Raw genomic sequence first — 21,432 nt, 5'->3', positions numbered from 1 at the left:
TTACAATAATTACCTATCAATCTCACCAAAGACTATGTCGAGTGAACCGATAATTGCTGCAATGTCAGCAAGCATGTGTCCTTTTGCCATGAAATCTAAGGCCTGTAAATGCGCAAAGCCAGGTGCTCTTATTCGACATCTATAAGGTCTATTGGTACCATCTGAAACTATATATACTCCAAACTCACCTTTTGGCGCTTCAACAGCTACGTAAGCCTCACCCTCTGGCACGTGATATCCTTCTGAATAAAGCTTAAAATGATGAATCATAGCTTCCATGGATTCTTTCATTTCCGCTCTTGGCGGTGGAGAAATTTTTCTATCTTCAGTTTTTATTGGCCCTTCAGGTATCTTCTCTATGCATTGCTTCACCAAGCTGATAGATTGCCTAATCTCCGCCATTCTTACTAAATAACGGTCATAACAGTCACCATTTTGACCGATTGGTATATCAAAATCTAACTGATCATATATCTCATATGGCTGGCTTTTTCGCAAGTCCCAAGCAAGTCCAGCAGCACGGAGCATTGGTCCAGTAAAGCCCCAATCAAGCGCCTGTTTTATTGATATTTCACTAATTCCTACAGTGCGTTGCTTCCATATCCTATTTTCTGTTAGAAGCTCATCAACATCATCTATATACCTTGGAAATTGCTCTATAAATTTTGCAATATCTTCAATCAAACCTTCTGGGATATCTGCTGCAAGTCCACCTGGCCTTATATAAGCTGCGTGAAATCTTGCACCTGAGGCCCTTTCATAGAACTCGAGTATTTTTTCTCTCTCTTCAAAGAGCCATAAAAGAGGAGTCATCGCCCCAACATCAAGTGCTTGGGAAGAGATATTTAGTAAATGATTTAGTATTCTTGTCAGCTCACAAAATAGAACACGCAAATATTTTGCCCTAATCGGAACTTCGCACTGCAATAATTTTTCTACACATAACGAATATGCATGCTCTTGTGACATTGGTGACACATAATCAAGGCGGTCAAAATAAGGCAGAGCTTGAAGATACGTTTTATGTTCTATTAACTTCTCAGTGCCGCGATGCAAAAGTCCAATGTGGGGATCTGCCCTCTCGATCACTTCACCATCCATTTCTAAAACAAGACGTAGCACCCCATGTGCAGCTGGGTGCTGAGGGCCAAAGTTTAGCATCATTGTCTTTAGATCTGGCATGTTTGGAAGTTTAAGATATTAAAATTGTATAGGGTAAAATGTGCTTAAAGTCAATAGGCTTCTTGTACAAGCTATAACTCATCGTTACAATAGAAAAACTCTCAAAAACTTCACCACTTCTTCATGATCTGATAGACAATGTTTATGTGTCACATACAATTATTGCACTTATGTTGATCAAGGCAGCGAAATTATGTATAGATAATTTTGATTGAGTTTGATTGAGAAATAGTTTTTCTACTATATAAATTCTACTTTAGAGTAATCAAAATTAATGAAAAACAATAAATATAGTTTAGGCTTAAGGATCATTCATTGGTTAATGTCTGCTCTTATTATTGGTATGCTTTATTCTGGACTGTACATGAAAAGTTTGCCGATTAGCAGTGAAATTAAATTCAGCATATACGCTATTCATAAGGCTTGTGGTATCACCGTTTTTGGATTAATTATAGTACGTATATTTTTTCGTGTCTTTACTTATGTTCCTCAATTACCGGCAAGTTTTTCTCGGTTCGTAATTAATGCGAGCAAAACGATACACTTTGGTTTGTATTTTTTGATGGTGCTAATGCCATTATCTGGTTATGTCATGTCTTCTGCTTCTAGTAAAGAGATCAAATATTTTGTTCATATCCCTTTGTTAATCAATGAAAACAAAGAGCTAGCTAGTGCAGCTAATCAGCTACATTCGATGCTTGCATATCTTATGATAGTCTTTATAACCTTGCATATACTTGGTGCTTTAAAACACACATTTATAGATAAACAAAACATTTTTAAACGTATGATATAGGCTATATGTTGAGCAACCTTTGGAAGAAAGGAACGAATTTTCTCGGTAGTGAGTTTGCAGTAATGGGTGGTGCTATGAGCTGGGTTTCAGAGAGAAATTTAGTTTCAGCAATCTCAAATGCCGGTGGTTTTGGTGTAATTGCATGTGGTGCAATGTTTCCAGACTTACTGAAAAAAGAAATCATAGAGACACAGAAATTAACTCATAAGCCATTTGGTGTCAATCTAATTACTATGCACCCAAATTTGAGTGAGTTAATAGATATATGCATTGAAACAAAAGTAAGCCATGTAGTTCTTGCTGGCGGATTACCAACAAAACCTAATATAGCAAAAATCAAGAATGCAGGCATTAAAGTTATGTGCTTTGCACCAGCATTAAGCCTTGCGAAAAGGTTAGTAAACATGGGAGTAGATGCGTTAATAATAGAAGGTATGGAAGCAGGAGGACATATCGGTCCTGTTAGCACTTCTGTTCTCGCACAAGAGATATTACCTCATTTTAAAAATGAGAAAACACCGGTGTTTGTTGCAGGTGGAATAGGAAGAGGCGAAATGATAGTGAACTACCTAGAAATGGGAGCAAGTGGCTGTCAAATAGGTACATTATTTGTCTGCACGAATGAGTCAATCGCTCACAAAAATTTTAAAGAAGTATTCATCAAATCAGCTGCGCGTAATGCTGTATCTTCTGTGCAGATTAGTGCTGATTTCCCTGTAATTCCAGTAAGAGCTATAGCCAACAAAGCAAGTGATGATTTTATGAAGCATCAAAGAGACATTATCGATAAATATCAAAATGGAGAAATCTCAAAAGAAGAGGGGCAACTTGAAATAGAAAAGTTCTGGGCTGGAGCTTTAAGAAGAGCAGTAATTGATGGAGATGTTGAAACAGGATCTTTAATGGCTGGTCAAAGTGTTGTCATGGTTGATAGAGAAAAGCCTGTAAAAGAAGTAATAGATATACTAGTTCAACAGGCAAGCAATTATGTTGAAATGTAAAATCAGTAATCAGCAAAGAAAATAGTTAGCAAATTGCTATAATTATCTGCAATAAGGCATAACTGCCCAGTTTTAATGTAAAATTAACGCTAAAGAGGTATTCATACATTTTGTTATGTATGGAGAAATGTTACGCTAAGTCGTTTTGCAAAACATCAGAAGAGTAAAGAAGATATTAATCAACAATTGTACAATGCTATATACAAAAAGGTCACAAAAAAAACACATAATAATGAAAGTCCAAAAAAGGGAGATGGAACTATCGCAAAATGCATAGAGTTGTTCAACAAAGGAGCTGCTCCCAACGTATTAATTGAATTAGAAAAGTCATTGAGAAAACAAGAAAAATATTATAATTATTACACCGAGAAATTTCTTCCAGAATTGGAAAAAGAAGTAATGGGATCAGAAGTCGGACTTCCAGTATTTAAGAATGAAATAGAACAATCACAAGGATCACCAACAAGAAGAGGAAAAATATTAGGAATAATTTCAAGGATTACTAATAAAAGTAGTGACAAAAATCATTCTAGTAGCGTTATTCAAAATCAAAAAGATAGACAAGGTAATGCTATGGAACTATTTAACAAACAAAGTCTTTCTGGTGAAGTTGAAATTCCCAAAAATTCAGGTATTAATCCTCTGGAAAAGGATTCTTTAGCTAAGGGTGTAAGTGGAAAAGGAACCCCTGGAATATATAATCCCTTGAGAAGTTCAGGTTGTTATGGTGCTTTAACAACTCCTACATCAGAACAATTGCAAGCAAGAGGTCCTGTAGAAGTGCCAAGCGGTGCAAATACTTCTAAACTCAGTAGTAGTAGTGATTTAGATAGTGGAATAAATTCATCTAGCTTGGCATCAAGTAGCAGAAGGAACAGCTTAACTTCAGTAACAAGCATTTCATCTGAGGAAAGTGTACACTTAAAATTAAACCCTGCTGAGGAAGATAATAGTTTGCAACTAGAAGATGAAGGAAAAACAAAATTAGCACATCCGAACAAAACAAGGCCCAAAGGCCCAAGCGGCAGAATATCCCCTTCTAAACATTATAAGAAGACTGAAGAAGGGCCTCATTGTGTGATCTCAGTGACAGGCAGTAAGGTAAAAGATACAATGCAATCCAATAATTATAAAAATAGTAGTAAAAACAAAAATCTTCACGTCGCACTTGTAACAAGTTCTGCTCTCTTAGCAATAGGGTGCATTGTTGCAGGAGCAATGACATCAGGATTAGTAGGAGCAGGACTGTTTGTGGTGGCTGCAGTGTTTGCTACAGCAGCTGCTGCTGAATTTTGTTCAAATATTCTGTCAAGTAAATTGACATCCATTAGTGTGAGTCCTCTTGTTGATAATAAAGAGCTAACACGGTGATAAAAGTTAAATATGAGTTACTTATGGTGAGCAAGTGAATTCGGTTCTTGCCTATTGATGTAAAAATTGTTACATTTGAGGAGTATCTTAAAGGTATTTAGCTGATGCATATTCAATTGGGTAGAGTTTTTGCTATTGTAGCCCTGTTAAGTTTTATCTTCATGTCATGTTCTAGCAAAGCAAGTGATGAATTGAAAAATATACCAGGAACGTTGAAAGAACTTATTTCTTCATTTTCAGTTAAAGATACTGTAGAAAATATGAGTCCCTCAACAATTATAGGTTTATGTATAGCTACAGTGATACTTGCAGTAGTGTTCAGAGGCCTAATTCTTTTCATGATAATATTTGGCGTACTGATCATGATGTTTGGAAGCACAGAAAAGGCAACAGATTACCTGAAAGAAAAATTCAACTTTGCAAAGGACATACAGTTACAATCCAATAACAAAAAAGAAGATAAGGATTAAGTAAGATAGATGATTCTTTATTATCTTTTTATTGAATACGCATGATATTATATGCAACCAAAAGTACCAGCCACTAGCTCTAATTCTGAAAAAAAGAACAATTTAGCGTTACTAGAAAGTATTAATTTAGATTTTATCCCTTATGCTTGCCAATACGATGAAGAAACTATACTAACAAAACAGGGGGAATTATTAAAAATAATCAAATTAGAAGACTATTCTTCAGTTGATAACTATGGTGATCTTAGAACTGAAATTAGAAAAAGTATATCAAAAAATATCAAGAGTTTATATTTTACCGTTTGGATTCACACTGTCCGTAAGCGCAATAAACTGAGCTTACAGTGGAATAAAACTGCAGACTTTTCCGATCAGCTACACTCAACGTGGTTTAATAAACTAGTTGATAGTAAACTACAGTATATAAATGAATTGTACATTGTGGTGTTACTTAGTGATTTTGGCAAACATATTAATAATGCATTTTTTTTTGGCGGGATAAAGAATAGGCACAAGTTATTTTTACAAAAAAATCATCAAGAATTACAAAAAATAACTGACCTGATTCAAAAAGATTTAGAACCTTTTGGAGCTAAAAAACTGGGCCTTAGGTCTAGTGAAGGCAAAATATATTCTCAAATGATGGAATTTCTCCATTACATTATTACATTAACGCACAAAGATTATCCAATATGTGAAAGGGATCTATCGCAGCATGTTAAAAATTTAAAAGTAGCTTTTGGTTTCAATAAATTTCAAACATCGTTTGAAGGTCAACAGAAGTTTGGTTCTATTTTTTGCATAAAGGAATATCGAGAAATCCCCTTAGAAAATATAGATAGGTGTTTGCAACTTGACTCTGAGCTTATCATCACAGAAATAATAATATTTACTAGTAATAATAAAGCAGTAAAAGAATTTAAAAAACAAATTAATATACTGCAAATCAGTGAGGACAATACCTTACTTCAAAACTCAGGAATAAATGAAATAATAGAGCTTGAAAAAATTTCTGCTATGGATTTTTGTCAACAGAAAATTATTGTTACAATCTTTGCAGATGATAAGAATAGGTTAGCTAAAAATATCAGCGATTTATCCTCTGTAATGTCGTTAATCGGGTTGATGATGTTTAGAACTGATCTGCACATGGAAAATCATTTTTGGGCACAGCTTCCTGGAAACTTTGCTTTTGTTACACAACCAAAAAATATATTAGAAAAATATGCTTGCAGCTTTGCTATGTTGCATGATTTTACATCAGGTACGTTAAAAGGAGGAAGATGGAAAGAAGCAGTAACAGTTTTTTTTTCAAAAAAAGGCAGTCCTTACTTTTTTAACTTTCATGGAAAGAAAAATAATGGTCATACCACAATACTTGGAGCTCCAAATTCAGGTAGAACCTCACTGATCAATTTCTTACTTTCGGAATCAAGAAAATTTAACCCTAGGATTGTTATATTGGATAATACTGGAAAATCAATAATATTTACTAAAGCAGTAAGCGGTCAATATTACATAATTGATCCAAAATATAAAGATAAAAGTCTAAAATTCAACCCACTGAACATTGAAAATAGTGCTTCTAATCGCAATATGCTTGTTGAATTGATCAAAAGGATGGTTGCAGATGCAAGTTTGGTAGACGTAGAAGAAAAGACAAAAAAAATTGTAGATTCTATATTTGCTATACCAAGAGAATCGCGATCTATTTCTCAAATTTCTGAAGTGCTTTTACTTCTTGGGGGTAAAATAAGTAAATGGTGTGGTGATGGTGAATTTGCTTACTTATTCCAAGATGGTGATGAGTCAGACATTGACTGGGGAACAAAAACTATATCCCTCAATACTGCAAATCTCACTAAGCAAAAAGAATGTATGTCCGTGATACTTTACTATTTCTTATACTCTTTCGAAGCAAAATGTGATGGCTCACCTGCAATACTTGTTTTGGATGAAGCATGGGAGATAAGTAATATTTTTCCTACAGAGGGAGAGTTTGACAACTGGATGCAAAGAATGACAAAGTTAAATGTTGTAGTAATTCTAAGTACTGAAAACTTAAACCTAGCATTTGCTAGCAAGTTTACTCAATATTTAGATAAGCATGTCGATACGAGAATCCTGATGCCGAACATAAATGCAAACAGGTTATACATGAAAGCATTTTCTCTGTCGAAAGAGGAACTGAATGTCATTTTGCAAACACCAACACAGGAAGGTTTATTTTTGATAAAGCAATACAAAGGTTTAGTAACTTTAAATCTAGATTTGAAGAATATGAAAGAAATACATGTACTTTCAGCTAATAAAGAGACTATAAAGTATATGTATGAAGCAATAAAGGAAAAAGGCGAAAAAGTGAGTAAGTGGTTACCGGCGTTCTATGAAAAATGTAAAGCTTAATTTTTTATTGATATTCTCCTTGATATTTTGTCTTTCTTATCAAGGATATGCTGATTGTCCAACATTTGTAAAAAGTAATACTGAAATTGAAGCTACAGGAAGTAAAGCAGGAAAAGGTATTGCGAATTTTTTTAAAGGCAAGTGGAGCGATTTAGATTTTGACGAAAAATTATTGCAATTTATTAAAGTTACAGCAGTAAATAATCAGGGACCAGAAGGTTACTTCGATCCAAAGATTAAGGTCTGCGATTACGAAGGGAACGACAACTGTTATATATTATCCAGTGGAACATTCTGCCGCCAGATATATGGAACGCAGAGTACAGGAGCTGGAGTTTCTGCAGCAGCTTTTATCGATTGGGAAGGAGATAAAACAAAAGCTGGAGGAGAAATTGCCCAAGGTCTTGGATGGGAATGGGCAGATGGTGTTACTGATGAAGAAAAAGTAAAATTTGCTAATGCCCCTAAAATATGCGCTTGTAGTCAAAAGGGGGCTTGTATGTCAGGAATTTCTTCATGGGGCTCTAGAGTATTTTCTGGGGAAAATATTTTTCGTCCTGGAGAGATGGAAAAAGCTTGTGATACATGCTATCAAACAAAAGTAAAGTGTGCCCCTGTGCAACTTGCACCTGGCCCACCTGCATTTTGTGAACAACTTGCGATGTCACCACCACAAGTTAAAATTGTTCCTATAACAAATGAAGAAAATGATTATTTCCATCCAAGAGTTGGAGTCATTATTGGTAAGCTGAAAGAAAGAAGGGAGATATATGTTCCATCTGCTGTTTCAAATCACAAGAATATTCCAAGTTGGGCATATACTATTCCAGATAAAGATACTATCCATTATTTCAAAACCTATAGAAAGAAAGATCAGCTCTGCGCTGAATATTATGGCACTGAAAAAGAAGAATCAAAAAGAAAATTACAATTTCCTGCCCGTTGTTTTCCATCACCAACTGCTCCAAAGCCTGAGGAAATAAAGGTAGTAAATGAAAATACGCTAGAGGTAAAAATGAAGATGGATGAGAGAGTTTGTACTGAGAGGGCACGTGGAACTCACAATAATGGAGTCTGTACTTTTAATATTAATGCTGACACCAGTCGCTCTATAGAAGTCGGCCCTCTATTCTTAAAAGTAGTAAAGCCGGCAATAGTAGAAAAAACAACTGGTACCGGTAACATAAAAAGCGATATCGATAACATAATAGAAGGTATATTAAAAAATAATTCGCAATTTGAAGTTCTAGAAAAATATGGGTATGTTCCCGATATCGAAGCAGAATGTAAAGAGTTTCAGGGAAATAAGTGCAAACTGGATAATTTAGGATATCCTAAAATAGAAGTAAAATATAAAGAAAATCCTAAAAGCAAAATGCTATGCCTTTCTGGTTGGCAGCCAGAACCGGAGGAATTCGTTCTTGAAAAAGGAAGTGAGCTAATATCACTGAAGTCAATGAGAGCAAGCTATGCTAAACACAATACTGTTTACTCGAAAGAATCAAATCAATCTTATTATTTTCCTTGCAAAAAAGGGGAAATTATTGAATTAGTTGATGTTTTAGCAAAGCCACAAGATGCACTAGATGAAATAATATTCAATAAGAAAGGATATATTTCTATTCCTGAAGAAAATAAGCCTAGAGATAATTGCATGGCAAAAGAGGATAAAGAGGTAGATACAAAACAAAATTGTGACAAATGCAAAATAGTATATGAGTTAACAGATGGAAAGTATGAAGAAAAAAACTGTAATCACGGTGATGATGGTTGCCTCTGCTTTGATGGAGTGTGTAGTCGCTCAACACAGCATGTGAACAAGGACAACAAGCCTTTTTACTTAAGAGTTTCACAGGATGAAAATGGAGTTGTAAAGAAGTTAGATCATCCAATTAAAGCAAATAGAACAGAAGTCTTTTTTGCTGATAAATTATGCAGATTCGATTTAGATGGTTTAAAAAAGAGATTGCGTGAAATAATAATAGCACAATTGAAACATAAGAAGCAGATTATTGAAGACAGGGATCAAAAACTTTATGAGCTTGGAGATGGCTATACAGATGATCTGTCAATGTATGATTACGTTGAAATAGAAGCATGGGGAGGTGGTGAAGCTGGTCATATAGCTGATAAAGCTCAGTCTACAGAAAATAGACCAGGAATGCCAGGTGATTACATTAAAGCTAAACTGAGAGTCAACCCTAGTTATCCATATATTAAAGTAAAAGTAACAGAAGGAGGTGGTGGACAAGAAAATGATAAATCTAACAAGGATGGGGGACCTACTTTAGTAAAAATGTGCAGAGACCTTTCAGAAACAATTTGTAAAGATTTAATTACTGTTGCAGGTGGAGGTACATACAGAACCTATGGGGGAAAGAATTACAAAGATACAATAATTCATGAACAAAGTTTAAAATTAAAAGAAGAAATTAAGAAAGGGGACAAGCTAAACTCTAGTAAAGATAATAAAATAGCATATATAGAAAATGGTGAGATTGGGTATAAAGATGTAACAAAATGTAGTAAAAACTACGTGAATAAAACATATGGTGCTGGTGGTTGTATCAACGAAAACAGCAAAAGTTATAGCAAGGGCGCTCCTGGTTATGTGAAAATTAAACCTATATTTGATGAAATTAATAAAGAAAGAGTAAAAAAAATAGATGATGCTATTGAAAAAATGATACAAAATCCAGATGACATCACAGGTATTGATGATTCCTTAATAAATAAACTTGATAAAAAGATTATTGATACAATTAAAGAAGAAATTAGAAAAGAATTGTTAGGTCTATAGTCAAAGAACCCTGATGGTTGCAAATGGGGTAAAGTTGAATTTACATCACTGAGAGTATCTGTTCAGATGCATGTGAAACCAGTGTTTCTTTTTTTGTATCTCAGTTCTCATAATGTCATCCCAGTGCATAATGCACAGCTGTACAGAACATTGAAGATGTCATTCCAGTGCGTGACACTGGAATCCATGTAAATTTAACTGGACGCCAATGTCACAAACTAGTTTTCCCATCTATCTTATTTTGCTACTCTGCTGAACAGATACGTCAATTTCATCTACTGATGAGCTAGGTCTGCTGTCCTTTATATGTTGTACCAAAAGCTCCATAATTTTTTTTTGCTCATAAAATTGCTGAAATGAATATATTCCATTCGAGCCAACTAACACGAAGAATCCTCCTTGTACATTTGGAGGATTATCATGCCAGCTAATGTTTCTTACGTATTCAGCAGCTTGTAAGGAAGTATCTCCTGAAAGGTTTTTAATATTAGGATCAGCACCTTTTTCTAGCAGTAATCTTGCCATTTTTTCATTACCTTTCATAGCTGCTATATGTAGAGGTGTATTGCCAAGCTGATTGCCAATATTGACATTCACCCCTCCTACACTAAGTAATAATTGAGCTACCTCGTCATGGCCATTATTAATAGCTACACACAAAGGATTCATACTGGTATCACAGCCATTGACTTTAGCACCATTATCAAGAAGCAACTTAACTACTGCTGCATGCCCATTCTGAGCAGCTAGATACAAGGGTGTGACATTATTTTTTTTATCTACTATGTTAACATCAGCATTTTTTGTGCTAATTAATAGTTCAACTATTTCAGTATGTCCGTTCTGAGAGGCTAAGTACAGAGCTGTTATACCAAATTCATTGTCTTTAGCATCAATCTTAATTTCTTGAGTATTAAGTAACACCTTTACAACTTCTACAAGTCCATTTTGAGCAGCAATATGTAAAGGTGTCTTACCATCAGTACAGTCTTTTATATTGGGATCAGCTCCCGCTTTAATTAACTCCTCTACTATAGCTTTGCTTTTAGCTACAACAGCAAAGTGTAAAACTGTACTGCCTTTAGTAGTTCTTGCATGAATATTAGCTTCTTTACTGATTAGTAACTTTACTACGTCTAAATGTCCTGAATAAACAGCAAAATGCAAGGCTGTAAATCCTTTTTTATCCTTGATATTGATATCAGTTTTTACATTAAGTAATAACCTAACTTCATTTATGTTACCGTTATAAGCGGCTTGATGTAATAGAATATTTTCAACCGGAAGCGATTGAGTGCTGAACATATTTACCTCTATATAATAGTATGCCTAGTGGTACTACATCAAAACAAGGAACATTCAAGAAAAATTTTTGCATCTGGCAATCTATTTTCTCTATTCTAATATATACAAACTCTTTAAACCCACCTTGTAATCAGGATAAACTAGAGAGACACCAAGATCTTTTTTAATTTTAGTATTGCTTACTTTTTTTGACCCTAAATAAAAACCCCGTGCGTAATTTGGTACGGAAGAAATCTCAACTGGCTCTGGAGGGCTAATATTGAGAAGCTCGGCTGCATACGTGACCACTTCAGATTGCGTAGCAGGTAAATCATCTGCACAATTGTATATCTCATAAGGCTTTATATTTTGCATGGAAGAAAATAAAATATTCGATATATCTTCAACATGAACACGAGAAAAAATTTTTTTCACATTTCTTGCTTTGCCAAGCTGCAGGTCAATTAGCGCATTTCTACCAGGACCATATATCCCAGCCAAACGAAAAATATGTACAGGCAATTTGCTACTTAGCCACTTCTTTTCAGACTCAAGGCGCTTTTCTCCTCTAATTTCTATAGGCTTTGTTTCAGATTCCTCATTCACCCAATTACCACAGTGGTCACCATAAACATTAGTTGCAGACAGATAACCAAGCCATTTAATATTCTCCAGACAATGACCGTATCTCTCCATAACATCATCGCCGTCTGGAGGAATAGAAACTAAAACATGCGTTACGCTTTTAAGCAGATCTTGATCAACCTTTTCATAATCAAAAAGTTGTATATCTTTATTTCTTGATGTACCGTTAACTTTCCAGCCTAAGTTTAGCAATTTTTTCGATAGAAATTTAGCTACATATCCGTAACCAAAGCAAAACAAGTGCATGGAAATTAATTTCCAAAATTCTTCTTGATAAACTCAACCCCTAACCTTATTCCTTCTTCATTAATAATATGGCCTAATCCATGAATTGGGTATCCTTGAGCGTTTACTCCATTTTCTTTCAGAGCTTTAACCGCTAAATCAAGGGAAGAAAAAGGTACCACATCATCAGCGTCACCATGAATAACACATATGCTGGGTTTTGATTTGATCTCCGGTGCAATTTTTGAAGGTGAAAGAAACCTACCAGAATATGCAACAACCGATGCACAAGACTGAAGCCGGGTAAGAGCTACATGCATTGCAAGCATTGCCCCTTGAGAAAATCCAACTAAAGAAAGCTGAGTATCTTTTAAATTAAGCTCCTTTAATTTTGTACCAATAAAATGATTTACAATTGATGCAGCATTTTTCACCCCATTATATAGTGCTTCCTCACTACGATCCTCTAAACTAAACCACTGATAACCATCACCTATTTCTCTTTCAAATGGAGCATTGGGAACTACTAAATATGAATCAGGCAAAAACTTGCTCATAACTTTAGCAAGATGCATGAAATTATCGCCACTTGAGCCCCAACCATGAAAAAAAATAATCAAATTTTTCTTATTTTCATTTGGGCAAATTTCTTGGCTTTGTAGTTTAATCATCTCTTTTGTGTTTATGTTTTTTTGTAAAACTGACTCATGCATCAATATTAAACAAAATTCTATAAAATTCAAGAATTTCCACATCACCCAAAAAGGTAAAATACTATTTTAAAGATAAAAATCCTATTTAAAAACAAAGCAGTATCTCAAAAGAGCTATATCTTTTCAAATACTTTTTTATTGTTATTTAAATCCGAGCTTCTCGTCCTTAGCATACTGTCGGCCAGGTACTCCATTGAATAGTAAGGATATTTTTAAGTGCAGTAACTACTGCTATACCTGGATCTTCACGTTTTTCTCTTTTTACTTTTATAGCTAAATAACCAACTACTGCACCCAATAATAAACCAGTAACAGCTGATGTTGCACACGTTGCAATAGCTGCTTGTGTATTATATGCTACCGCAAAACCTGTAATAAAACCTACTGCACCACAAACGCTAATGCAGACACGCTCCTTCCGAAGTTCTATTTCATTAATTTTTCGTACATGATTTTTCAAGTACTTTCTTACATCTTGAGTAGTACGTGTTAGAGCAGTTGCTCCATAGTAGTTTTTTGTGTTAGCATCTGCTTTTGCTTCTACCAGGCACTTTACTATACCTAAATCACCTCTCTGAGCAGCTAGCATTAGAGGAGTGTTTCCTTTTCTATCTTGCGTATTAACATCTGTATTTCCTTCTTTTACTAGATACTTTACTACATCCAAATGAACCTTATATATAGCTGATATTAGAGCAGTTGTTTCTTCAAAGCGTCTACCATTACTTCTTGCATTAACATCTGCTTTTGCCTCTACCAGGCACTTTACTATACCTAAATGACCCTTTTCAGCAGCAAATATTAGAGGAGTATCTTCACAGTCATTTCTTGCATTAACATTTGCTTTCGCTTCTTTTACTAGATACTTTACTACATCCAAATGACCATTTTTAGCAGCAAACATTAGAGCAGTTTCCCCAAATTCATTTTTTGCATTAACATTTGCTTTCGCTTCTTTTACTAGATACTTTACTACATCCAAATGACCATCTTCAGCAGCAAATATTAGAGGAGTGTTTCCAAATTCATTTCCTGCATTAACATCTACTTTTGCTTCTTTTACTAGATACTTTACTACATCCAAATGACCACTTTCAGCAGCAAACATTAGAGAAGTGAATTCAAACATATCTTGTGCATTAACATCCACTTCTGCTCTTTCTACCAGGTATTTCACTGCCTCTAAATCACCATTTTTGGCAGATGAAAATAATTTAGAAAGTAGCTCAGTACGACTTCTAACTATTCGTGCAATTGATAATGCTTGTAACGTAGAAGGTTGTCTCAATTCTTGAGTATCACCTTCTAATTTTGGTACAAGATTTTTTAGCCAAGGAGCTACATGTGTGAAATAATTAAGATTCTCTTTTGTGAAACAATTCAATAAATTTTTTACAGTATTAGATTTGTCACTTTCTTCAATTTCTCTATTTATACCATAATATTCTAACAAAGCATCAAGTATTGCTTTATTGTTAAAATTATACACCATTTACTAGCCCCCTGAATAAACTTCGAAACCATCTTAACCCCTATTAAGGAATGAAAGCATTTTGTAGACTTTTTCTTTTAATACTTATGCCTTTTATTTAAAATTGGAATGAGAGCAACCTCACTACTGCCATAGCTCTTTGAATACTACTTGTAATAAAAACTACTTAGCTTCAACTTTCTCTATCAATTTCTTGACCAAGCCTCTCAATCTTCTGCTGGAATCATCAAGCTCTTGAATTTGTGAAGGATCTTTTCCCATGAGCTCTTTGTGATTACTCTTTATGTAATCATACATCTCCTTCATCTGAGCAATCATCTTGTTGATATCCATACCACCCATATCAGGTATCATGCTAGGCATATTTCCTTCTAGCATACCACCAGCCATAAGTTGCTGAGACATTTGCATGAATGGCTTTAAGGTCTGTTGAAGCAAATTAGGGTCGCTTGCCAATTTTTCTATTTGCTCTTTGCAAGTATCCATGTACTGCTTCATAAATTCATCATCTTGCACTTTATCTGTCATAATTACACCTATTTGAAACTAATATTATATATTGTTTTTAATTAAAAACAATACAAGAACAACTATATTAATACTTGATTAAATGACAAATTAACTATTTTAAAGGTTCACATACTCTCTTTAACCATTCCTTATCTTTTATGCCATTTTCTATATTTTTATAAACAAATTGGTGATAGCTATTTATCCATTTAACTTCATCTTCAGTAAGCATTTGTATATCTATTAGCTTTTTATCATAAGGAACAGAGGTCAATTGTTTAAAGCTTAAAAAGACGTTTTCTCGCCTTTCAATATACATCAGATTCTCAATTCTTATTCCATACTTTCCTGGAATATAATAACCAGGCTCGTTAGAAAGTATCATGCCTGGAATGAGTTCCACTTTATTTCCTCTTGATATTGCTTGCGGTCCTTCGTGTACCGAAAGGTAACTTCCTACTCCATGTCCTGTACCGTGCATGTAATCCATTCCAAATTTCCATAAATGTATACGCGCTAATATGTCCAATTCCCCACCAGTGGTGCCAGAAGGAAAGACCGCACTTGCTATCGCAATGTGAGCTTTTAATACTATTGTGTAGTGAGCTCGTTGCTCATTGGTTGGACTACCAATTGCTATAGTTCTTGTAACATCGGTTGTGCCATCAAGGTACTGACCACCAGAGTCAATTAAATACAGCCCATCTTCTTGAATGACTTTATTTGTCTTATTGCTTGCACGGTAATGAATGATTGCTCCATTCTCGTTAAATGCTGAAATTGTTGGAAAACTCGATTGCTTAAACAAATTCTGCTCTTTTCTGTATTCTAAAACTTTTTCTTCAGCTTCAAGCTCAGTAATTTCACTGTCAATATTGTTTTCAAGCCAATATAGAAAATTTGTAACTGCTACTCCATCTTTGATGTGCGCACTTATAGCTCCAGTTATTTCAGTTTGATTTTTTACTGCTTTGTGAATCAAACAAGGATCCTCCTTCTCAATTATCTGCTTATTTTCTATTAGACCTCTTTCATTACTTATTGTCATCTCAGTGCTTGACACTGGGATCCATGCTTTTTTATTTCTGGTCAAGCACTGGAATGACACCGAAGCTGATTTTTCATTTAAATAATGGTTATACAAGGAATCTATTGCATTCATAATGCTCATTGGAGTCGTGCTTGGATCTATCACCACCAAATTTAACTTATGTAGTGAATTTTCTAGCTCACTAATATCAAAAACATTTATATGGTTATCAAAATTTGCTTCTATAGTTGAATGTTTTTTATCTTGAATAAATAAATCAACATTGGCATTTTTATACAATATAGCACGACCCAATATACAAGGAGTATATTCCGCACTTTCATTTCTTAAATTTAATAACCACGAAATTGAATTTGGATCAGTCAGAAGAACTGCTTCAGCCTCTATGTTTTTAGCTACTCTTTCACATTTATCCTTACTACTCTCACCAGATACATGTGAGACTATTGTTTGTGCTTTATGACTACTATCTTTTTTAATTAAGTATGGTACTAGTTTACAAATGCCTTCATATTTTCTTATGTCCTTCATAGTAAAATATTGCGGATAGTAACCCAGTGAGGTAGTCAATGTTAAGTTTGCTTTTACCCATTTGTGTGGATCCTCTTCTTGTATATTATATACTCGAAAACTGCCCTGATCGAGCTGACTGCGAGCTTGTGTGATATAGCGTCCATCTGTAAAAAATGGGCACTTATTACTCTTTGTAACGATAAGTAGCCCATTTGTTCCCGTGAAGCCACATAACTCTGCTAACTCTTTTGAATATTCATTTAAATACTCGTCTTTAGTATGCAACATAAATGCATCAACATTTATTTCGTGCATAAAAGAGCGAAATTCTTCGATTTTTGACATGGAATACCTTACGCAGAATTAGCAGCTATTTTCGTTTTCTTATTCCTAAGGTACACTAATATGCTAACTATTGCTGCTGGAGTGATGCCCTGTATTTGCTTTGCAATGCCAATTGTTGCTGGTTTTATTGATTGCAACTTCTCTATCACTTCAGTTGACAAGCCTTTAATCTGTGAGTAGTTGAAATTAGTTGGAATTTGAGTATTAACTTCCTCTTGTAGAAACTTCATATCGGCTTCTTGTCTTACTAAATAAGGCTTGTATTTTGCTTCAATTGCAACTGCTTCATATATTTCATTCTTGGCTATGCTATCAGTTATAGTGTTATTCCACCACATGACGCTGGAATCTACATTTTTTTCAGTGTCAACTGCATCCATTCTATCATCATTCAAGTACTGGATCCCAGTGTCAAGCACTGGGATGACAGGAAGAGGTGCTTTGGTGTTATGCAAGTAGCTGACACTGGAATCCATGTTTAACTCTGGCCATATTTCTCGTAATTTATTCCAGTCAATATTTGGATAACCGAGCAAATCTAATGCTGTTTTTCTTATTCCATCATAAGATATTTTAATGCCATAGGACCTGAGCTGCTCAGGAGTAATTGTTAGGCTCTCTAATTTCTCCTCAAGTTGCTTAATGGATTTAAGTTTACCCTGCAAAACAGAGTATCTCTCATGCGACACAAGAGAGATGTCATAACCTTTTTGTGTCAATCTTCTATCTGCATTATCTGACCTGATTGCCAGTCTATATTCTGCACGCGAGGTGAATAATCTGTAAGGCTCAGCAATTCCCTTAGTGACCAAGTCGTCTATCATTACACCGATATATGAGTCTGTACGATGAAGAACAAAACTTTTTTGAGATAAAGAGAGTGCTGCATTGATTCCGGCAATAATTCCCTGCCCAGCTGCTTCTTCATATCCAGTGGTACCATTAATTTGACCAGCAAAATATAGTCCTTTAACTTTCTTAGTTTCGAGAGTATGAAATAGCTCTCGTGGATCGATATAATCGTATTCAACTGCATATCCAGGTCTTAATATTTCTGCATTTTCAAGCCCTTTTATACTCTTTATCATTTCATACTGCACTTCGATGGGCAATGAATTTGAAATTCCATTTGGATATATAGTGTTATCATCAATCCCTTCTGGTTCTAGAAATATTTGGTGATTATTTTTTTCTGCAAATTTTTTAACTTTAGTTTCAATTGATGGGCAGTATCTTGGTGCAATAACGTTATCTAAATATGAAGAAGCTGATCTGTGAAGATTCTCTCGAATTACTCTGTGTGTATGTTCATTAGTATGAGTAATAAAACATGAAACCTGAGGCTGGTTAATTTTCTCTGTAAGATAAGAAAATGGTGTAGGTGGATTGTCACCCACTTGTTCTTGTAATACCGACCAGTTTATAGTGCCACGATCAAGCCTCGGTGGAGTTCCGGTACGTAATCTGCCCAGTTTAAAATCATACTTCTTTAGCGTGTTTGCAAGCTCTATTGCAGGTTTATCTCCCATTCTTCCAGAAGGAGTTGTTTGCTCTCCTATATGAATCACACCACGTAAAAAAGTCCCTGTAGTCAAAACAACTCTGCTTGTCAGTATACGTTCACCTGAGTCTGTTATTACAGCTTTTATATAAGATTCTCCATTGCTATCACTTTCGATAAGAAAATCGTCAACTGACTCTTCTTTTACTTTCAAGTTGTGATAATTTAGAATAATTTCCTGTATTGCTTTTTTGTATAATTTTCGGTCTGCCTGTGCACGTGGGCCCCATACCGCTGCGCCTCTGCTGCCATTTAAAACGACCGAGTGTATGCTTGCTCGGTCGATAGCTCTTCCCATTATTCCATCAAGGGCATCCACTTCCCTAACTACAACACCCTTTGCAACTCCTCCAATTGCTGGATTACAAGACATTTCTCCTATAGTTGAAATTTTGTGAGTTATAAGTAGCGTGCTTGCACCAAGGCGTGCTGCAGCTGTAGCTGCTTCACACCCGGCATGACCGCCACCTACTACCACTACGTCGTACTTATGCATCTTCTTGAGTAATTCCTACTCTATAATATTCCAACTATCAGTGATTGATGTCAAATTTTACAGATTCCAGTGTTACACACTAACTTAGCTCAAATTATCGTCTCTTTTACAGAAGAAAATCTTTCAACTGTAGGAGAGGTAATACACTCATCCACTTCTTCTTCCTGAGATATTCCAACATATTTAGAATCTGTAATCGAAGTTGCACTTGCTGCAAATGTAATTGCTGCTTCATCTGCACAATGCACTAAAGATGTGGCTACATAAACCCCCATAATTGTTGCTATTAGCCCTGTTATTGCACTTACTAAGATAATCACTGTTACTACTGGATTAGGAAGAACAGCAATCACACTTGCATTAAGCACTGCCCCAATCATAGTACTTATAGGTATAGCCATACCCAAAAAAATTGCTATTTTTCCATGATCTTCCTCAATAGGATCTCTTTTGCAAAACCTATATAGCAAACATCCTACGTGCAAAACCGCAATCAATACTAGAGCCATAGAACCAGCAATTGCACCCATGGCTAAAGGTGATGAAGTGTCAAAACTTAACCAACAAGCTAATACTCCTAGTGCTGACACTATACTATAAGCTAACAAACAAATATACATACAATCCCTCTCACTAATTAATAGGCATCATTTTTACTCTAAATTGCAAACTTTCCCTCCGCCATCTAAATACTAGAGCAACAAGGAATGCTAACGGCCGTGCAAAAATATCTAATGTTTATATTTATGTAAAGTGGAAATTTTGAGTGGGGCGAGCGACCAGGATTGAACTGGCGACATTCAGTACCACAAACTGACGCTCTACCAACTGAGCTACGCCCGCCAAGATATAAAATTTTTAACATACGAGCACAAATAGTCAATTGATTATTTAAGCTACCTCCTTTTGCAGAGGGTTTTAAATATTTTCATTCATGCTTTTATCATTATACTCAATCGTATTGACACCGTGATATGTTTAAAAGTATTTTCACATTTAGTTTTTTTACAGCTATTTCAAGAATCTTAGGGCTAATAAGAGATGTATTGATTGCTACGGTTATTGGTGCAACCTCTCTTGCAGATATATTCTTTTCCTCGTTTCGCTTTGCTAATTTATTTCGATCGTTTTTTGCAGAGGGGGCATTTACTACCTCATTCATACCATTATACTCTGCAGAGTCATATGATAATAAAAAGGCATTTAATTTCGCAAGTAGTGTAATATCCATTACGTTTATTATTCTAGTAATTTTTTGCCTTATCACACAAACCTTCTTCCCCTACATGATCAAAATCTTCACTCCTGGATTTGACCAAAATAAATTTACCTTTACTGTAACTTTGTCGAAAATTATGATGCCCTACATAATCTTCGTGTCAATCGCATCACTTATTGGTGGAATGTTGCAAGTAAAACAGCATTTTGCTTCAACAGCTATTTCACCAATCATTTTGAACCTCTGTTTAATCATCAGTTTGTTTTTACCTTACATTGAAACACCGGCTCATAACCTTTCTATAGCCGTCCTGATTGGAGGGATTTTGCAGCTACTTTTAATAATATTTAGTGCATACAAATTAAAGGCTTTCTTTTCTTTTAGTTTAGAATTAAGTAACGAAGTAAAATTATTTTTTAAACGTGTGATACCTGCAATTATCAACAATTGTGTAATACAAATAAGTGTATGGATTGACACAATCATGGCAAGTTTTATACCAAATGCAGTTTCTTATATATATTATGCCGATAGACTAAATCAACTACCGCAAGGAGTAATTGGCACTGCAATTGGTACAGTACTTCTTCCTCTGATTTCAAAACGAATAAATGATACTGAGAATATAGTCAAAATACAGAACAAGGCCCTTAATATAGGGTTAATATTAATTATGCCAATAACTGCTGCTTTTATCATTATTCCTGACATAATTTTACTTACGCTTTTTTCTTACGGCCGATTTGATTATTATGCAGTGCAGCAAACTGTTCCTACATTAGTAGCATTTTCTCTTTCTTTACCCGCATTTATTATAAATAAAGTATTGCTACCCACATTCTTTGCTAGGGGAAAGCTAAAAATACCAACTATGTTCTCATTAACGTGCCTTGGAATTAATGTAATACTAAATCTCATATTAATGAACAAATACCAACATATAGGAATTGCTATTGCTACTTCCATTTCCACTTGGATAAATTCTATTTTATTGATTAATTATTTAACAATAAATAAGATGTATAAGATTAGCCAAGCATTATTACTAAATATTGTAAAAATTCTCACTGCAACATTGGTTATGTCAATAGTTCTTTATCTCTCTAATTACTTATCAGCAGGGTTGTTTTGCGATAGAGGGCTAGCTCGTATTGTTTATTTAGTAACTTTAATAGCTTTGAGTGTTATTATTTATTCTAGCACTCTTTACCTAATTTTTAGAGGAAATTTGAATAATTTGAAATATGTATAAATTACACCCTTTGTATTGCTATATGTCATTTCAGCTACTATTCCAATATCCACTCCTTTCATCCCATAACCTATTCCTTTCATCCCAGTGTCAAGCACTG

General features: G+C 34.8%; 16 protein-coding genes and 1 tRNA gene. 7 read left to right on the top strand and 10 right to left on the bottom strand.

The window, feature by feature from the left end:
* Positions 1-9 precede the first annotated feature (9 nt).
* On the bottom strand, positions 10-1,182 hold the full coding sequence (locus tag M1L26_RS04775; RefSeq protein WP_211908599.1) for an NADH-quinone oxidoreductase subunit D: 1,173 nt from the start codon (positions 1,180-1,182) through the stop codon (positions 10-12).
* Between the two features lie 274 nt (positions 1,183-1,456).
* Here M1L26_RS04775 and M1L26_RS04770 point away from each other — a divergent pair, with 274 nt between their 5' ends.
* From M1L26_RS04770 to M1L26_RS04745, 6 genes are all read left to right on the top strand, one after another.
* A complete protein-coding gene (locus M1L26_RS04770; protein WP_211908601.1) occupies positions 1,457-1,978 on the top strand; it encodes a cytochrome b in 522 nt (173 codons plus the stop codon).
* Between the two features lie 5 nt (positions 1,979-1,983).
* Positions 1,984-2,979 carry an NAD(P)H-dependent flavin oxidoreductase gene (locus M1L26_RS04765; protein ID WP_211908603.1) on the top strand — a complete coding sequence of 332 codons (996 nt, stop codon included), beginning with the start codon at positions 1,984-1,986 and terminating at the stop codon, positions 2,977-2,979.
* 186 nt (positions 2,980-3,165) lie between these two features.
* Complete coding sequence (locus M1L26_RS04760) at positions 3,166-4,350, top strand: DUF350 domain-containing protein (protein WP_250120045.1); 1,185 nt, start codon at positions 3,166-3,168, stop codon at positions 4,348-4,350.
* 104 nt (positions 4,351-4,454) lie between these two features.
* Positions 4,455-4,820, top strand: a complete 366-nt coding sequence (locus tag M1L26_RS04755) for a hypothetical protein (protein ID WP_211908607.1) — start codon at positions 4,455-4,457, stop codon at positions 4,818-4,820.
* A 51-nt stretch (positions 4,821-4,871) separates the two neighbouring features.
* Positions 4,872-7,226, top strand: a complete 2,355-nt coding sequence (locus M1L26_RS04750; protein WP_250120044.1) for a VirB4 family type IV secretion/conjugal transfer ATPase — start codon at positions 4,872-4,874, stop codon at positions 7,224-7,226.
* Positions 7,207-10,026 (top strand): glycine-rich domain-containing protein, encoded by a 2,820-nt coding sequence (locus tag M1L26_RS04745; protein ID WP_250120043.1) that lies wholly within the window; start codon positions 7,207-7,209, stop codon positions 10,024-10,026. Before M1L26_RS04750 ends, M1L26_RS04745 begins: the two co-directional genes overlap by 20 nt.
* 231 nt (positions 10,027-10,257) lie before the next feature.
* On the opposite strand, the gene M1L26_RS04740 is transcribed toward M1L26_RS04745, so the two are convergent.
* The 9 genes from M1L26_RS04740 to M1L26_RS04700 form a co-directional block, all read right to left on the bottom strand.
* Positions 10,258-11,331 carry an ankyrin repeat domain-containing protein gene (locus M1L26_RS04740; protein WP_211908612.1) on the bottom strand — a complete coding sequence of 358 codons (1,074 nt, stop codon included), beginning with the start codon at positions 11,329-11,331 and terminating at the stop codon, positions 10,258-10,260.
* A 90-nt stretch (positions 11,332-11,421) separates the two neighbouring features.
* Positions 11,422-12,201, bottom strand: coding sequence for an SDR family oxidoreductase (locus M1L26_RS04735; protein ID WP_007302062.1), 780 nt, complete (start codon positions 12,199-12,201; stop codon positions 11,422-11,424).
* Positions 12,202-12,206: 5 nt separating this feature from the next.
* Complete coding sequence (locus M1L26_RS04730) at positions 12,207-12,851, bottom strand: alpha/beta hydrolase (protein ID WP_353281075.1); 645 nt, start codon at positions 12,849-12,851, stop codon at positions 12,207-12,209.
* A gap of 208 nt (positions 12,852-13,059) precedes the next feature.
* Positions 13,060-14,385 (bottom strand): ankyrin repeat domain-containing protein, encoded by a 1,326-nt coding sequence (locus M1L26_RS04725; protein ID WP_250120041.1) that lies wholly within the window; start codon positions 14,383-14,385, stop codon positions 13,060-13,062.
* 162 nt (positions 14,386-14,547) lie between these two features.
* Complete coding sequence (locus M1L26_RS04720; protein WP_250120040.1) at positions 14,548-14,913, bottom strand: arsenical pump-driving ATPase GET3; 366 nt, start codon at positions 14,911-14,913, stop codon at positions 14,548-14,550.
* Between the two features lie 94 nt (positions 14,914-15,007).
* Positions 15,008-16,804, bottom strand: a complete 1,797-nt coding sequence (locus M1L26_RS04715; protein WP_211908617.1) for an aminopeptidase P family protein — start codon at positions 16,802-16,804, stop codon at positions 15,008-15,010.
* Positions 16,805-16,812: 8 nt separating this feature from the next.
* Positions 16,813-18,861 (bottom strand): tRNA uridine-5-carboxymethylaminomethyl(34) synthesis enzyme MnmG, encoded by a 2,049-nt coding sequence (gene mnmG, locus M1L26_RS04710; RefSeq protein ID WP_250120039.1) that lies wholly within the window; start codon positions 18,859-18,861, stop codon positions 16,813-16,815.
* Positions 18,862-18,950: 89 nt separating this feature from the next.
* Positions 18,951-19,481, bottom strand: a complete 531-nt coding sequence (locus tag M1L26_RS04705) for a hypothetical protein (RefSeq protein WP_211908619.1) — start codon at positions 19,479-19,481, stop codon at positions 18,951-18,953.
* A gap of 147 nt (positions 19,482-19,628) precedes the next feature.
* Positions 19,629-19,704 (bottom strand) — tRNA-His (locus M1L26_RS04700).
* A gap of 131 nt (positions 19,705-19,835) precedes the next feature.
* Between M1L26_RS04700 and murJ the strand changes: the two genes are divergently transcribed.
* On the top strand, positions 19,836-21,332 hold the full coding sequence (gene murJ, locus M1L26_RS04695; RefSeq protein ID WP_250120038.1) for a murein biosynthesis integral membrane protein MurJ: 1,497 nt from the start codon (positions 19,836-19,838) through the stop codon (positions 21,330-21,332).
* Positions 21,333-21,432: the final 100 nt, after the last annotated feature.

Source organism: Wolbachia endosymbiont of Ostrinia scapulalis (assembly GCF_023559145.1).
Classification (GTDB): domain Bacteria; phylum Pseudomonadota; class Alphaproteobacteria; order Rickettsiales; family Anaplasmataceae; genus Wolbachia.
The sequence above is the reverse complement of the archived record's forward strand: the minus strand, read 5'-3'. Positions and strand labels throughout refer to the sequence as shown.

Bases quoted from the DNA above. Each gene is read 5' to 3' on its own strand.
- M1L26_RS04775 (WP_211908599.1), bottom strand. From the start codon at position 1,182: ATGCCAGATCTAAAGACAATGATGCTAAACTTTGGCCCTCAGCACCCA.
- M1L26_RS04770 (WP_211908601.1), top strand. From the start codon at position 1,457: ATGAAAAACAATAAATATAGTTTAGGCTTAAGGATCATTCATTGGTTA.
- M1L26_RS04765 (WP_211908603.1), top strand. From the start codon at position 1,984: ATGTTGAGCAACCTTTGGAAGAAAGGAACGAATTTTCTCGGTAGTGAG.
- M1L26_RS04755 (WP_211908607.1), top strand. From the start codon at position 4,455: ATGCATATTCAATTGGGTAGAGTTTTTGCTATTGTAGCCCTGTTAAGT.
- M1L26_RS04750 (WP_250120044.1), top strand. From the start codon at position 4,872: ATGCAACCAAAAGTACCAGCCACTAGCTCTAATTCTGAAAAAAAGAAC.
- M1L26_RS04745 (WP_250120043.1), top strand. From the start codon at position 7,207: ATGAAAAATGTAAAGCTTAATTTTTTATTGATATTCTCCTTGATATTT.
- M1L26_RS04740 (WP_211908612.1), bottom strand. From the start codon at position 11,331: ATGTTCAGCACTCAATCGCTTCCGGTTGAAAATATTCTATTACATCAA.
- M1L26_RS04735 (WP_007302062.1), bottom strand. From the start codon at position 12,201: ATGCACTTGTTTTGCTTTGGTTACGGATATGTAGCTAAATTTCTATCG.
- M1L26_RS04730 (WP_353281075.1), bottom strand. From the start codon at position 12,851: ATGATTAAACTACAAAGCCAAGAAATTTGCCCAAATGAAAATAAGAAA.
- M1L26_RS04725 (WP_250120041.1), bottom strand. From the start codon at position 14,385: ATGGTGTATAATTTTAACAATAAAGCAATACTTGATGCTTTGTTAGAA.
- M1L26_RS04720 (WP_250120040.1), bottom strand. From the start codon at position 14,913: ATGACAGATAAAGTGCAAGATGATGAATTTATGAAGCAGTACATGGAT.
- M1L26_RS04715 (WP_211908617.1), bottom strand. From the start codon at position 16,804: ATGTCAAAAATCGAAGAATTTCGCTCTTTTATGCACGAAATAAATGTT.
- mnmG (WP_250120039.1), bottom strand. From the start codon at position 18,861: ATGCATAAGTACGACGTAGTGGTAGTAGGTGGCGGTCATGCCGGGTGT.
- M1L26_RS04705 (WP_211908619.1), bottom strand. From the start codon at position 19,481: ATGTATATTTGTTTGTTAGCTTATAGTATAGTGTCAGCACTAGGAGTA.
- murJ (WP_250120038.1), top strand. From the start codon at position 19,836: ATGTTTAAAAGTATTTTCACATTTAGTTTTTTTACAGCTATTTCAAGA.